At 47.7% G+C, this 14,829-nt stretch carries 10 protein-coding genes; 5 read left to right on the forward strand and 5 right to left on the reverse strand.

Annotated features, from left to right (window positions below; genetic code table 11):
* Positions 1-5 precede the first annotated feature (5 nt).
* Complete coding sequence (locus tag DWY57_RS00265; protein ID WP_005827192.1) at positions 6-560, forward strand: NUDIX hydrolase; 555 nt, start codon at positions 6-8, stop codon at positions 558-560.
* An 11-nt stretch (positions 561-571) separates the two neighbouring features.
* Here the strand turns inward: DWY57_RS00265 and DWY57_RS00270 are convergent, their stop codons facing one another.
* From DWY57_RS00270 to mutA, 3 genes are all read right to left on the reverse strand, one after another.
* Positions 572-2,761, reverse strand: a complete 2,190-nt coding sequence (locus tag DWY57_RS00270) for a DNA topoisomerase 3 (RefSeq protein WP_119961166.1) — start codon at positions 2,759-2,761, stop codon at positions 572-574.
* A gap of 314 nt (positions 2,762-3,075) precedes the next feature.
* Entirely contained in the window at positions 3,076-5,223 is a 2,148-nt protein-coding gene (gene scpA / locus DWY57_RS00280) for a methylmalonyl-CoA mutase (protein WP_119961167.1), read from the reverse strand.
* Between the two features lies 1 nt (position 5,224).
* Positions 5,225-7,123 (reverse strand): methylmalonyl-CoA mutase small subunit, encoded by a 1,899-nt coding sequence (gene mutA, locus DWY57_RS00285; RefSeq protein ID WP_044467850.1) that lies wholly within the window; start codon positions 7,121-7,123, stop codon positions 5,225-5,227.
* Between the two features lie 270 nt (positions 7,124-7,393).
* Between mutA and DWY57_RS00290 the strand changes: the two genes are divergently transcribed.
* A complete protein-coding gene (locus tag DWY57_RS00290) occupies positions 7,394-9,055 on the forward strand; it encodes a putative transporter (RefSeq protein ID WP_044467851.1) in 1,662 nt (553 codons plus the stop codon).
* A gap of 77 nt (positions 9,056-9,132) precedes the next feature.
* On the opposite strand, the gene DWY57_RS00295 is transcribed toward DWY57_RS00290, so the two are convergent.
* Both DWY57_RS00295 and DWY57_RS00300 read right to left on the reverse strand, forming a co-directional pair.
* The gene (locus DWY57_RS00295; protein ID WP_044467857.1) at positions 9,133-9,762 is read right to left on the reverse strand and encodes a cytidylate kinase-like family protein; all 630 of its coding nucleotides are present in this window, start codon (positions 9,760-9,762) and stop codon (positions 9,133-9,135) included.
* Between the two features lie 104 nt (positions 9,763-9,866).
* Positions 9,867-11,219, reverse strand: a complete 1,353-nt coding sequence (locus DWY57_RS00300; protein WP_044467852.1) for an MATE family efflux transporter — start codon at positions 11,217-11,219, stop codon at positions 9,867-9,869.
* A gap of 257 nt (positions 11,220-11,476) precedes the next feature.
* Between DWY57_RS00300 and DWY57_RS00305 the strand changes: the two genes are divergently transcribed.
* The 3 genes from DWY57_RS00305 to DWY57_RS00315 all read left to right on the forward strand — a co-directional run bounded on the left by DWY57_RS00305 (position 11,477) and on the right by DWY57_RS00315 (position 14,804).
* Complete coding sequence (locus tag DWY57_RS00305; RefSeq protein ID WP_117600009.1) at positions 11,477-11,884, forward strand: HU family DNA-binding protein; 408 nt, start codon at positions 11,477-11,479, stop codon at positions 11,882-11,884.
* 93 nt (positions 11,885-11,977) lie between these two features.
* Positions 11,978-13,708, forward strand: coding sequence for a lysine--tRNA ligase (lysS, locus tag DWY57_RS00310; protein WP_117600008.1), 1,731 nt, complete (start codon positions 11,978-11,980; stop codon positions 13,706-13,708).
* Between the two features lie 100 nt (positions 13,709-13,808).
* Positions 13,809-14,804, forward strand: coding sequence for an NAD(P)H-dependent glycerol-3-phosphate dehydrogenase (locus tag DWY57_RS00315; RefSeq protein ID WP_044467854.1), 996 nt, complete (start codon positions 13,809-13,811; stop codon positions 14,802-14,804).
* The last annotated feature ends 25 nt before the right edge of the window (positions 14,805-14,829 follow it).

Raw genomic sequence — 14,829 nt, forward strand, 5'->3', positions numbered from 1 at the left:
CCATTATGGAAAAATCAAAAGACACCTGGACCGTCTTATCCAGCGAATACCTTCATCGGGCCCCGTGGCTCACTGTGCGTAAGGACCATGTAGTGCTACCCAACGGCAACCACATCCCCTCCTATTATATATTGGAATATCCCAACTGGGTGAATACCATTGCCATCACCCGTGATGGACAATTTGTCTTTATCCGCCAATACCGGCATGGCATACAAGAAACGTCCTATGAGCTCTGTGCAGGGGTATGCGAAGAAGAGGACGGCTCTCCGATGGTTTCCGCACAACGGGAACTTTTGGAAGAAACCGGCTATGGAAACGGAGTATGGAAAGAGTTCATGCAAATCTCTCCCAATCCAAGTACCCACACCAACATTACCTACTGTTTCCTGGCTACGGACGTGGAGAAAATCTCCGAGCAACAGTTGGAAGATACAGAAAACCTGACCGTACACCTGCTTTCCTTGCAAGAGGTCAAGGAATTGCTGCAGCAAGGAAGCATCCGCCAGGCGCTGATGGCTGCTCCCCTCTGGAAATACATGGCGGAGAGAATTATTTAATGTGATTACCCTTATTCAAACGGCTTGCGGAATGTGCATCCGGATTTCCATTCAGAACAACCGTAAGCTGTTTTCCCCTTGATAACGGTACCTTTTCCGCAAAGCGGACAAGACTGACCGACGAAATCGTCAGCTTGTACGGGAACCTCCACACTTGAAGCTGCCACAGCGCCCAAAGCCTGTTTCGTCTTTTTACCTGCGGCGGCAGACTTTCTCGGTGCTCTTTTCTTCGGCTCCTTTTTCGGCTTATCGGCATCCTCTGTCTTGGCAGAAGCCTTACTGCCCTTTTCGGGAGCAGACGCTTGGATGGTGATGTGGCGGTTGCTGTTATCAGAAAGTACACTCATCACGATTTCCGATACCATCTGCTTCAATTCTTCCAAGAATTGTCCGGCATTATATGTCCGCCTTTCTATCTCACGTAGTTTTTTCTCCCAAATACCGGTCAGTTCCGCCGACTTCAACAGCTCCTCATGAATAATCTGTATCAGCTCCACACCGGTAGGAGTGGCTATCAGATTCTTCTTTTCCTTGCGGATATAATTCCGCTTGAACAGCGTCTCGATGATGGCTGCACGGGTAGACGGACGACCGATGCCGTTTTCCTTCAGCGCATCACGCAGTTCGTCGTTATCCACCAGCTTGCCCGCCGTTTCCATAGCACGCAGCAGGGTGGCTTCCGTATAAGGCCGGGGCGGTTGCGTCCACTTCTCGTATAAATCGGGGACGTGTGGCCCGCTTTCTCCTTTCACAAAAGCCGGAAGCACATTCTCCTCTTCTCCCTTTTCCTCTTTCTCCTCCTGCGATTGTACCGAGGGGGTGCCGAGGATAACACGCCAACCCGGTTCCAGAATCTGCTTGCCGGTGGCCTTGAACTCTATGCTCTCTACCTCGCCCAATACGGTGGTAGTGGCAAACTTACAATCGGGATAGAATACAGCAATGAAACGGCGTGCTATCAAATCGAATACGCGACGTTCCATATCCGTCAGATTCTGCGGATGCTGGCCGGTAGGAATAATGGCGTGGTGGTCTGTTACCTTCGAGTTATCGAAAACCTTTTTGGACTTCAACAATGCAGTTCCTGTCAAAGGGGCTGTAAATGTCTCGTAATCACGCAGACCTTTCAAGATGCCGGGGCATTTGGGATAGATGTCATCACTCAAATAGGTAGTGTCTACACGTGGATAGGTAGCCACTTTCTTCTCATACAAAGACTGGATAATTTTCAGTGTCTCATCAGCGGAATAGGCAAACTTCTTGTTGCATTCCACTTGCAAAGAAGTCAAGTCAAACAAGCGAAGTGGTGCCTCCCTCCCCTCTTTCTTAGTGACATCCGTCACAGTAAAAGGAAAATTCTTAATCTGATCCAATAGAGCAAGCCCACGTTCGCGGTCGGTAATGGGGTCGATACCTCGATTCTCTTCTTCTTTTTTAGGTTTCTTCCCAGCAGCTATGGCCTCTTTCTGCTTCTCGGCTTCCAGTACCAGTTCCTCCTCACTTTTCCGGAGGATGGCGGAAAAAGTGGTATCACGATAGACGGTCTTCAGCTCCCAGTATTGCTTGGGAACAAAATTCTGTATTTCCAACTGACGGTTTACAATCAACGCCAGTGTCGGCGTCTGCACACGGCCGATAGAAAGTACCTGCCGGTTCTGCCCATACTTCATGGTGTAGAGGCGGGTGGCATTCATCCCGAGCAGCCAGTCGCCAATGGCACGCGACAAGCCTGCTTCGTACAAAGGCTGGAAATCCGACGCATCACGCAGCTTGGCAAACCCCTCACGAATAGCTTCCTCTGTCAATGAAGATATCCAAAGACGTTTCACCGGACAACGTGCCCCGGCCTTCTGCATCACCCAACGCTGTATCAATTCTCCCTCCTGCCCGGCATCACCGCAGTTTATAATCATATCGGCATGTTGCATGAGGTTCTCTATCGTATGGAACTGGCGCTCGTATGTGGGATTACTAATCAGCTTAATGCCGAAACGGGGAGGTATCATGGGCAGGCTTCCCAAGCTCCATGACTTCCAATTAGGAGTATATTCATGCGGCTCTTTCAGCGTACAAAGATGACCGAATGTCCAGGTCACCTGGTATCCATTTCCTTCGATGTATCCGTCTTTCTTTTCTCTCGCTCCCAATACATCGGCTATGTCACGCGCCACAGAGGGCTTTTCGGCAATACAAACTATCATTCGCTATTTTATTTAGTGGGACAAAGGTAATAAAAAGGGGGCAAGAACGAAACGATAAGCAAGGAACGATAACATAGACCTGGTAATTTTTTCTCCCCAAAAGCTGACATATGAACATAAAAAAAGGAGTACCGCCGTACTCCAACCTTTGTTAACCTTAAATCTAATACTATGAAAAACACATTGCAAAGATACGTACTTCTGATAAATCTGCAAATTATCCAACTAAAAAAGTATGTTCTATAACACAGATTAAGAAAAAAGGACGGATATGCAAACGCACACCGTCCTTTTTTAACATTTAACGTGTCGGATTATTCTTCATCCAACAAGATTTCCAATATCTGGCAAGCAGCCTTGGCAACCGGAGTACCGGGGCCGAAGATGGCAGCTACGCCTGCCTTGTAAAGGAAGTCATAGTCTTGTGCGGGGATTACACCACCGGCAATCACTACGATGTCCTCACGTCCCAACTTCTTGAGTTCTTCGATAATCTGCGGAACCAATGTCTTGTGTCCGGCAGCCAATGAAGAAACCCCCACTACATGAACGTCGTTCTCAACTGCTTCGCGGGCAGCCTCGGCCGGTGTTTGGAACAAGGGTCCCATGTCCACATCGAAGCCACAGTCGGCATATCCGGTTGCAACAACTTTGGCACCGCGGTCGTGACCGTCCTGCCCCATCTTTGCTACCATGATACGAGGCTGACGTCCCTCTTTCTTCGCAAACTTCTCAGCTAATTCACAAGCACGGTGGAAGTCGCTGTCATTCTTACTTTCTGATGAATACACGCCTGATATAGTTCTAATTACTGCTTTATAACGTCCTACAATCTTTTCGCAAGCATAAGAGATTTCCCCCAAAGTGGCACGGACACGGGCTGCCTCGACTGCCAGTTCCAGCAAGTTGCCCTTACCTGTCTTCACACATTCAGTAATAGCCTCCAAAGCCTTGTCCACTTCTGCCTGGTTACGTCCTTCCTTCAGACGCTTCAAGTTTTCAATCTGTTCCTGACGGACAGCCGTATTGTCGATTTCAAGAATATCAATCGGAGCTTCTTTCTCCAGACGATACTTGTTCACGCCGACAATGGTCTGTAAACCGCTATCAATACGGGCTTGTGTACGTGCAGCAGCCTCTTCGATACGCATCTTGGGAATACCGGTTTCGATGGCTTTTGCCATACCGCCCAGCTTCTCTACTTCCTGAATCAATTCCCAAGCCTTGTGAGCCAACTCATTGGTCAAACTTTCCACATAATAAGAGCCACCCCATGGGTCTACATTCTTGCAAATGTAAGTTTCTTCCTGAATATAAATCTGCGTATTACGTGCAATACGTGCAGAAAAATCCGTCGGCAAGGCAATAGCCTCGTCAAGAGCATTGGTATGCAGTGACTGAGTATGTCCCAATGCAGCAGCCATCGCCTCAATACAAGTACGGCCCACATTGTTGAACGGGTCTTGCTCTGTCAGCGACCAGCCGGAAGTCTGAGAGTGCGTACGCAAAGCCAGCGACTTCGGATTCTTCGGGTTGAACTGCTTCACAATCTTTGCCCACAACATACGTGCGGCACGCATTTTGGCAATTTCCATAAAGTGGTTCGTTCCGATGGCCCAGAAGAAAGAGAGACGCGGTGCGAAAGCATCGATGTCAATACCCGCAGCCGTTCCGGCACGCAGATATTCCAAACCGTCTGCCAGGGTGTAAGCCAACTCGATGTCTGCCGTAGCACCCGCTTCCTGCATGTGGTAGCCGGAGATGGAGATAGAGTTAAACTTAGGCATCTTTTGGGAAGTATATTCAAAGATGTCGGAGATAATCTTCATAGAGAATGCAGGCGGATAAATATAGGTATTACGCACCATGAATTCCTTCAAGATATCATTTTGGATAGTACCAGCCATTTCTTCTAACTTGACACCCTGCTCCAGACCTGCGTTGATGTAGAATGCCATAACAGGAAGTACGGCACCGTTCATGGTCATGGAGACGGACATCTTGTTCAAAGGAATTCCATCGAACAGCACCTTCATATTCTCCAAGGAACAGATAGACACACCTGCCTTACCTACGTCACCCACTACACGTTCGTGGTCGGGGTCGTAGCCACGGTGAGTGGCCAAGTCGAAAGCTACGGACAGACCTTTCTGTCCGGAAGCCAAATTACGACGGTAAAAGGCATTTGACTCTTCCGCTGTAGAAAAACCTGCATACTGACGGATAGTCCAGGGACGCAATGTATACATTACAGAGTACGGACCACGCAAATAAGGAGGAAGTCCGGCAGCATAACCCAAATGTTCCATTCCCTCAAGGTCTTCTTTTGTATAAACAGGCTTCACCTCAATGTGTTCCGGCGTTTTCCAATCAGCATGGATGCCGTTAGCCTTTTGCCACTCAGCACCATTGACGGGTTGAAAAGCGGCATATATATCTAAGTTTTTAAAATCTTTTCTCATCTTACTTCAAAAGTTTAGCGTTGTATTCCTTTAATGTTTCCAGCACGTTGACACGGACATGGATAAAGTTCTCGATACCGGCAGCCTTCAAGTCGTCCATGCAAGCAGGAGCACCGGCTACGATAAACATGGCACGGCCATTCAGAGCCTTGAAGGCGGGAACAGCATATTCTGCATATTCATCATCACTTGAACACAATACCACGATGTCGGCCTTGGCAGCCATTGCAGCTTCTATACCTTCTTCTACGGTGGAGAAACCGAGGTTGTCTACAACTTCATATCCGGCACAAGCCAAGAAATTGCAAGAGTACTGTGCACGTGCTTGGCGCATGGCCAAATTACCGATAGTCAGCATAAACGCTTTCGGACGTTTGCCGGAAGCCTCTGTTTCGAGACGCAACGCTTCAAATTCACTGGCAGCACGGTCAAAGTTCAGTGTCGGAACATCTTTCTCGCACGTATGTCCGCCGCCGCAACAGCAAGTAGCCTCAACCGGTTTCTTATCCCCGGCCTTTTCATTGAAGTTGGGGAACTGGTTGGTGCCCAGCAACACTTCCTTACGCTTGGCGACTGCAGCATGACGTGCCTTGTTGCTCTCGTTTACGGCAGCCTGCACTTTTCCGGCTTTCACGGAAGCATAGAAACCACCGTCTTCTTCTACAGCGAGGAAGAGGTCCCAAGCCTGCTTGGCAATAGAGACGGTCAAGTTCTCGATATAGTAAGAACCTGCAGCCGGGTCTATAACCTTATCGAAGTGCGATTCTTCTTTCAACAGCAATTGTTGGTTACGCGCCATACGCTCAGAGAATTCGTTAGGAGCATCATAAGTCTTGTCGAACGGAGTAACCGTCATTGAGTCAACACCGGCAAGGGCGGCACTCATCGCCTCAGTCTGCGTACGCAACAAGTTTACGTGTGCATCAAACAAAGTCAGGTTGAATGAAGAAGTTTCCGCATGAATCTTCATCTTGGCTGCACAGCGACACTCGTTATCCTTACCCTTGTTTTCGCAGTCGCGCAGACACTCAGGACTGTAAGAAGCCACAATATTAGCCCACAGCATACGTGCAGCGCGGAATTTGGCTATTTCAAGGAAGTAGTTGGAACTGATACCGAAATTAAACTTAATCTTCTTGGCTACCATTGCAGCCGGCAGACCGGCATCAACCAACTGATTCATATATTCATTACCCCAAGCCAAAGCGTAACCCAACTCCTGGAAAATATAAGAACCTGCATTGTTTAATGTCAACGCATTCACATTCAACACACGGTATTTCGGAAGGGAAGCGGTAGCCTCGAGCAGTGCCTTGGCTGTTGCCACCATATCACCTTTTTCTTTACCTTTGGCCAGCATCTTGTTGAAGTAGTCATAGTTGATGGAACCCTGCAACTTCGTCAAATCATAATCCTTTTTCTGGAAATAAGCGACAAGAAGTTCCGCAAGTTCCACCACATGCCCTTGGCAGGTAGAGAAATTCAACTCAACACATTCTGCGCAGATATCTTTCAACAAAGTTTCAATATACTCTGCGTTCAATTCCTTGGCCTTTACATGGAAAGAGAGTGAATCTACACCTTTATTCAAGATATCCAACGCCTTGGCATTGGCCTCTTTGGGGCATTCCACTTTGATTTCCTGACGCACAAGCCATTCATTGTTATCTTTCTTGGTACCTCTGAGATAAGGGAACTCGCCGGGAAGAGCATCTGTCGTCTTCAAACCTTCCAGGTCCTCCATACGGTAGAAAGGTTTCACTTTAAATCCTTCGTTTGTCTTCCAAACGAGTTTCTTCTCGAAATCCGCCCCTTTCAGGTCTGCGGTAACTTTCTCCATCCACTGCTCAGTGGAAACGGGAGAGAAGTCGGAGAAGAGTTTTTCTTTACTGTCTGCCATAGTTTATTTAAAATTAAAATAGATGAATACTATTCATTTTTGTCATCAAGAGACTTGCAAATATAAGGAAATACTTAGAACAAAATCTTTTTTTAGAGAAAATTGCACTTACAGATGACTCCGCATCCATACGGATTCAGCGTATTCACCGGAAACACACCCTATTTTTGCAAAGTTGATATAGCAAAAAGTACCACAAAGCTTTTGTCACCTCCTTTTTATTAAGTAATTTTGCGCGAAATTTTAAAAAACGACATATTAAAAGGTACTATGAATTGGTTAGAAAGCTTGTTATGGGACCCTTCATCTGTCGCTCACATCGTTTGTTTGTATGCATTCGTAATATCTGTGGGCGTATTGCTGGGTAAGATTAAGATTTTCGGGGTATCGTTGGGGGTTACATTCGTCCTCTTTGCGGGTATCCTGATGGGGCATTTTGGCTTCACGGGCGAAACACACATTTTGCATTTCATCCGCGAATTCGGTTTGATTTTATTTGTATTCTGTATCGGTCTGCAAGTCGGGCCTTCCTTCTTCTCTTCCTTTAAGAAAGGGGGGATGCGGCTGAACATGCTTGCTGTCGGTATCGTGTTGCTGAATATCGCAGTAGCATTGAGCATCTACTTCATTGACGGAGGGATAGACTTGCCAATGATAGTAGGTATTCTCTATGGTGCCGTAACCAATACTCCGGGTCTGGGTGCCGCACAAGAAGCCCTGAACCAAATAAACTATACGGGAGACCCCATCGCATTGGGATATGCCTGCGCCTATCCGCTTGGTGTGGTAGGTATCATAGGTTCCATCATAGCCATCCGTTATATCTGCCGGGTGAACCTCAAGAAAGAGGAGCAGGAACTCAATACGCAGGAAGCAGATGTAAAGCATCAGCCGCACATGCTTCACCTCGAAGTACGCAACGAATCAATTTCCGGAAAGACCCTGCTCCAGATAAAGGATTTCCTGGGACGTCCGTTTGTCTGTTCACGCATACGCCATGAGGGGCACGTCAGTATCCCCAACCATGAAACGGTATTCCACGTAGGAGACCAGCTCTTCATCGTATGCTCCGAAGAAGATGCCGAAGCGGTAGCTGCCTTTATCGGAAAAGAAATACATGTAGACTGGGAAAAGCAGGACACCCCAATGGTTTCCCGTCGTATCCTCGTCACTAAGTCCGAAATCAACGGTAAGAAGCTGGGAAGCCTCCACTTCCGCAGTATGTACGGTGTAAATGTAACCCGTATCAACCGCTCAGGTATGGACTTGTTTGCTGATCCCAATCTGGTACTTCAAGTAGGTGACCGCGTAATGGTGGTTGGCCAGCAAGATGCCGTAGAGCGTGTAGCCGGTGTATTGGGCAACCAGTTGAAACGTTTGGACACTCCGAATATCGTTACTATTTTCGTGGGAATCTTCCTAGGAATCCTGCTGGGAAGCCTCCCCATCGCATTCCCGGGTATGCCGACACCGGTTAAGTTAGGTCTCGCAGGTGGTCCGCTGGTAGTGGCAATCCTTATCGGACGTTTTGGTCACAAAATGCATCTTGTGACGTACACCACCATGAGCGCTAACTTGATGTTGCGTGAAATCGGTATTGTACTCTTCCTTGCCAGTGTAGGTATAGAAGCCGGTGAGCATTTTGTACAAACAGTAGTAGAAGGCAGCGGATTACTGTATGTAGGCTATGGATTCCTGATAACCGTCATCCCTTTGTTGATAATCGGCATGATAGCCCGTTTCTATTGCAAAGTGAACTACTTCACCCTGATGGGTTTAATAGCAGGTAGCAACACAGACCCTCCTGCATTGGCATACGCCAATCAGACATCAGGCAATGATGCTCCGGCAGTAGGTTACTCCACGGTATATCCATTGACAATGTTCCTGCGAATTCTGGCGGGACAGATGATACTGCTGACAATGATGTAGGAGGAAATTAAGGAATTAAAATTAAAGGCTGCGCAATGTTGGTTTAACCCAACTACGCAGCCTTTAATTTTAATTCCTTAAAGTCTTAGCTTCTTCTTGACGAACTCTTCTATAAAGTCCACCGTAGCCTCAATACCTAATACGGAAGAATCGATACACAAGTGGTATGTTTCGGCAGCTCCCCATTTTTTGTAGCTGTAGTAGTTATAGTATTCGGCACGCTTCTTGTCCGCTTTGTTCATCATCTCCTCCGCTTCACGCTCAGAAATGGAATACATTCGGCAAATACGCTTGATGCGCTCCTCATTGGAGCAGGAAATGAAGACATTGGCACAGCGTGGATGTTCTCGCAGAATGTAATCGGCACAACGCCCCACAAACAAGCAGGACTTCTCCTCCGCCAATCTGCGTATCACGTCACTCTGCACTTTGAACAGAGCATCATTACTCAGGCAATTCGTGGCCGGGATAGCCCCGTCACTGACAAAAGGGAAACGCATGCCGAAGAGCCCTCCAATAATACCTTGTGAAGCTTTCTCATCAGCTTTCTCAAAGAATTCACAACACAGTCCACTCTCTTCAGAAGCCAACCTAATCAGTTCCTTATCATAAAAGTCAATACCCAGACGGGCAGCCAGTTTCTCGCCTATCTCCCGTCCGCCACTGCCCAGTTGACGGCCTATATTGATTATAAAATTATTGCCCATACGCTTATTCATCTATTGGTTTGCAGATAGCAAATATAAATATTCTTACGGAATATCTGCAGAAAGTAGGAAGAAAAATTCAGAGCCTCTCCCCCGACCTATCCCTACAAGGGAGAGGTTCTGAATTTGCGGAATTGACAAACCAACATCACCAATGCTATCAAACTTGCAAGCAAATCGGATACCGGCATGCTGTACCACACTCCTGCCACTCCGAAGAACTGCGGCAGGATAAGCAGGCAAGGAAGCAGAATCAGCATCTGTCGGGTAAGGGAAAGGAATATCGCTTTGCCTGCCATGCCTATGCTCTGGAAAAAGTTGGAAGTCACCATCTGGAAACCGATAATCGGGAAGAACATTACCGTAATGCGCAGTCCCGTGACCGAAAGCTCTGTCAGTTCCGCATCCGATGTAAAGATGCCCACTACCAGGTCCGGCACCAGCATACCGACCAGAAAGCCGAAAGTGGTCACTGCCGTGGCATAGATTATCGTCAGTTTCAGCACCTTGTTCACCCGTCCGTACAGCTTCGCCCCGAAGTTATATCCGGCAATAGGCTGCATACCCTGATTCAGCCCCATCACAATCATCACTACAATGAAAACCAGACGGTTCACGATACCGAAAGCCCCGATAGCCAAGTCGCCGCCATACTTCTTCAACCCCTGATTGATAATGATAACGATGAAGCAGGCTGCCAGGTTCATCAGGAAAGGAGACATGCCGATGGCGAGCGAATCGAATACAATCTTACGTTTCAGACGGAATATCCCCCGGTGGAAATGCAACAGCTCATCCTTATTGCTGAAAAGCTTGAACTGCCACGTCAAAGAGATGATTTGCGCCACAATGGTAGCGACGGCAGCACCACGTATGCCCCAGCCAAAACCATAGATAAACACCGGGTCGAGTATGGTATTGATAACCACCGTGGCTATAGTGGCGTACATCGCCTTCTGTGGATGCCCTGAAGAGCGCAGCACTGCATTCAGCCCCAGATAGAGGTGCGTAACGGCATTTCCCAAAAGGATAATCTGCATATAATCCCTCGCGTAGCCCACCGTCTGGTCACTGCCTCCGAAGAAATAGAGAATCGGGTCGAGAAAGAGCATGACAATGATGGTAAAGGCAATTCCCAGTACCATGTTCAGCACAAAAACATTGCCCAGCACACACTGTGCCGTGTCATAATCCTTCTGCCCCAGCTTGACGGAAATCAGTGTAGAAGCCCCCACTCCTACCAACGAACCGAACGCCGCAGCCAGATTCATCAACGGGAAAGTCAACGCCAATCCCGAAATAGCCATCGTCCCAACGCCGTGACCGATGAAGATACTGTCTACCATATTATATAAAGAGGATGCCGTCATTGCGATGATTGCCGGAACGGCATATTGCATCAAGAGTTTACCTATACTTTCCGTTCCCAACGCCGTGGGAGTCTTTTGTCCTGCCATATTATATACCTATTTCTTTTTAGCGGGTGCAAAGGTACTCTTTTTTTAAAACAGAACAGCAGAAAAAACACCTTAAACCTGCACACTATGCGGATGATTTATGCTATCTTTGCGATTCAATGATAAATCATAAGATATGATTACCATAATCATACCGTATGATTGATATAATCATACCGTATGATTGGCACATTCATACCGTATGAACCATGCCTGACCTACCGGTTGAGCCGGACACATAATAACAACAAGCCCCCATGGCATTCTATAAGAAAGTAAAACAAAAAGGCGACGACAAATGGCACCCAAGAGCCGTCACCAAAGGACATCCCTATACAACGGATGAAATAGCCCGATTATTGTCGGAAATGTCTACGGTAACCCCGGGAGATACCTATGCAGTATTAATGAACCTCGGAGAAGTGCTGGGCAAGCTGATGAGCTCGGGACACTCCGTAAAGCTCAAGGGCATCGGGACGTTCTACTACACCTGCCGTTCGGAAGGCACTGGGGTAGACACCCCAGAAGAAGTGAGTCCGGCGCAAATCACTGCGGTGCAGATACGCTTCATCCCCGAATACTACCGCGGGCAATGCGGACAAGTGACGGAACGCACCCTCCTCTCCCCGCACATCGAATGGGTGGATGCCGAAGGAGAGGGTTAATGTCACCCCCGTTCCCTATATTTCAAGGAAAAAGGTTCGCTATCTGAAAAATGTTTCGTACTTTTGTACCCAAATTGAGTGAAATATAGCGAAATGAACGTATTAGAACTAAGTGAACAAGAAATCATTCGTCGCAACAGCATGAATGAACTTCGCGCGATGGGCATCGAGCCTTATCCCGCAGCAGAGTATGTAACAAATGCTTTCTCTACCGATATTAAAGCTGAATTCAACGACGATGCAGAGCCTCGCCAGGTGTCCGTTGCCGGACGTATCATGAGCCGCCGTATCATGGGTAAAGCATCTTTCATCGAATTGCAGGACTCCAAAGGACGTATCCAGGTATATATCACCCGCGATGACATCTGCCCGGACGAGGACAAGGAGATGTACAACACCGTGTTCAAACGTTTGCTCGATTTAGGCGACTTCATCGGCATCGAAGGATTCGTATTTCGTACCCAAATGGGCGAAATCAGCATCCATGCCAAGAAGCTGACCGTACTTGCAAAGAGCATCAAGCCCCTGCCTATCGTGAAATATAAGGATGGTGTGGCTTACGACTCTTTCGAGGACCCCGAACTGCGCTACCGCCAGCGTTATGTAGACCTTATCGTAAACGACGGCGTGAAAGAAAAATTCCTGAAGCGTGCCACCGTCATCAAGACCATGCGTGCCGTGCTGGATGAAGCCGGCTACACGGAAGTGGAGACGCCGATTCTTCAATCCATCCCCGGTGGAGCAAGCGCCCGTCCGTTCATTACCCACCATAACTCTCTGGATATGGACCTCTACCTGCGTATCGCCACCGAGCTTTACTTGAAGCGACTGATTGTGGGCGGATTCGAAGGCGTATATGAAATAGGCAAGAACTTCCGTAACGAGGGTATGGACAAGAACCATAACCCGGAATTCACTTGTATGGAGCTGTACGTGCAGTACAAGGACTACAACTGGATGATGAGCTTTACGGAGAAATTGCTGGAACGCATCTGTATCGCCGTAAATGGCTGCACAGAAACCGAAATAGACGGCAAGACCATCTGTTTCAAAGCTCCCTACCGCCGTCTGCCCATCCTGGAAGCCATCAAGGAAAAGACCGGATACGACCTCGAAGGCAAGAGCGAGGACGAAATCCGCCAGGTGTGCAAGGAACTGAATATGGAGATTGACGACACCATGGGCAAGGGTAAGCTGATTGATGAAATCTTCGGTGAATTCTGCGAAGGAACTTTCATACAGCCCACTTTCATCACCGACTATCCCGTAGAGATGAGCCCGCTGACCAAGATGCACCGCAGCAAGCCGGGACTGACCGAACGCTTCGAACTGATGGTGAACGGCAAGGAACTTGCCAACGCTTACAGCGAGCTGAACGACCCGATAGACCAGGAAGAACGCTTCAAAGACCAGCTTCGCTTGAGCGAAAAGGGAGACGACGAAGCGATGTTCATCGACCAGGACTTCCTGAAAGCATTGCAATATGGTATGCCTCCCACATCGGGCATCGGTATTGGTATCGATCGTCTGACAATGTTGATGACGGGCGAATCCTTCATCCAGGAAGTGCTTTTCTTCCCGCAGATGCGTCCGGAAAAGGTTGTCCCCAAAGATGCTCCTGCACGATACACGGAACTGGGCATCCCCGAAGATTGGGTGGCTGTAATCCAGAAGGCCGGCTACAACCTGGTGAGTGACATGAAAGATGTGAATCCGCAAAAACTCCACATGGACATTTGCGGTATCAACAAGAAATATAAATTGGAACTGGCAAACCCGACCGTAAACGAAGTTGCTGACTGGGTCGGAAGAATTAAGAATTAAAAATTAAAGAATTAAATAGGCAAAATTAAAGATAGGAGGAAGGTGAAGGCGCGCTCCTTCACCCCCTTTTAATTTTTAGTTTTTAATTATTAATTTCGATATGAAACTACCCGGTAAGATAGCCATCATGGGCGGAGGAAGTTGGGCAACTGCCATTGCCAAAATGGTACTGGCCCAAGCGGAGTCGATAAACTGGTATATGCGGCGAGACGACCGTATTGCCGACTTCAAACGGCTTGGCCATAACCCTGCCTACCTGACGGGCGTCAAGTTTGATACCAAGCGTATCAACTTCAACTCCAACATCAATGATGTCGTGAAAGAATCTGATACGCTCATCTTCGTTACACCTTCCCCTTATCTGAAGGTTCACTTGAAGAAACTGAAGACTAAGATTAAGGATAAATTCATCATAACTGCCATCAAAGGTATTGTACCCGATGACAACTTGATTGTCTCGGAATATTTCACTAAGGAATATGGCGTCCCGGCTGAGAATATTGCTGTATTGGCAGGTCCCTGCCATGCGGAAGAAGTGGCTCTGGAACGCCTTTCTTACTTGACCATTGCTTGTCCCGACACCGACAAGGCTTGCACCATTGCCCGCAAACTGGCCAGTTCATTCATCAAGACCTCTGTCAGTAATGACGTTGCCGGCATTGAATACAGTTCGGTGCTGAAAAATGTATATGCCATTGCAGCCGGTATTTGCAGCGGTCTGAAATATGGCGACAACTTTCAGGCTGTGCTTATGTCCAATGCCATACAGGAAATGAACAGATTCCTGCAAACGGTACATCCACTGAACAGAAACGTAAATGATTCCGTTTATTTAGGTGACCTGCTGGTGACGGGATATTCCAATTTCAGCCGTAACCGCACATTCGGCACGATGATTGGCAAGGGATACTCCGTGAAAAGCGCGCAGATTGAGATGGAAATGATTGCTGAAGGATATTACGGTACAAAATGTATCAAGGAAATCAACAAGCATTATCATGTCAACATGCCTATTGTAGATGCAGTATACAACATTCTGTATGAGCGTATCTCGCCGACGATTGAAATCAAGCTGCTTACCGATTCATTCCGGTAAGCGCGAAAAAAGATAAAACGAAATA

It is taken from the genome of Bacteroides sp. AF25-5LB (genome assembly GCF_003602965.1).
GTDB classification, from domain to species: Bacteria; Bacteroidota; Bacteroidia; order Bacteroidales; family Bacteroidaceae; genus Bacteroides; species Bacteroides uniformis.

What these genes read in the sequence shown, in the direction of transcription:
- mutA (WP_044467850.1), bottom strand. Translation starts at nt 7,123, where the DNA reads ATGGCAGACAGTAAAGAAAAACTCTTCTCCGACTTCTCTCCCGTTTCC.
- DWY57_RS00305 (WP_117600009.1), top strand. Translation starts at nt 11,477, where the DNA reads ATGGCATTCTATAAGAAAGTAAAACAAAAAGGCGACGACAAATGGCAC.
- DWY57_RS00290 (WP_044467851.1), top strand. Translation starts at nt 7,394, where the DNA reads ATGAATTGGTTAGAAAGCTTGTTATGGGACCCTTCATCTGTCGCTCAC.
- lysS (WP_117600008.1), top strand. Translation starts at nt 11,978, where the DNA reads ATGAACGTATTAGAACTAAGTGAACAAGAAATCATTCGTCGCAACAGC.
- scpA (WP_119961167.1), bottom strand. Translation starts at nt 5,223, where the DNA reads ATGAGAAAAGATTTTAAAAACTTAGATATATATGCCGCTTTTCAACCC.
- DWY57_RS00300 (WP_044467852.1), bottom strand. Translation starts at nt 11,219, where the DNA reads ATGGCAGGACAAAAGACTCCCACGGCGTTGGGAACGGAAAGTATAGGT.
- DWY57_RS00315 (WP_044467854.1), top strand. Translation starts at nt 13,809, where the DNA reads ATGAAACTACCCGGTAAGATAGCCATCATGGGCGGAGGAAGTTGGGCA.
- DWY57_RS00265 (WP_005827192.1), top strand. Translation starts at nt 6, where the DNA reads ATGGAAAAATCAAAAGACACCTGGACCGTCTTATCCAGCGAATACCTT.
- DWY57_RS00270 (WP_119961166.1), bottom strand. Translation starts at nt 2,761, where the DNA reads ATGATAGTTTGTATTGCCGAAAAGCCCTCTGTGGCGCGTGACATAGCC.
- DWY57_RS00295 (WP_044467857.1), bottom strand. Translation starts at nt 9,762, where the DNA reads ATGGGCAATAATTTTATAATCAATATAGGCCGTCAACTGGGCAGTGGC.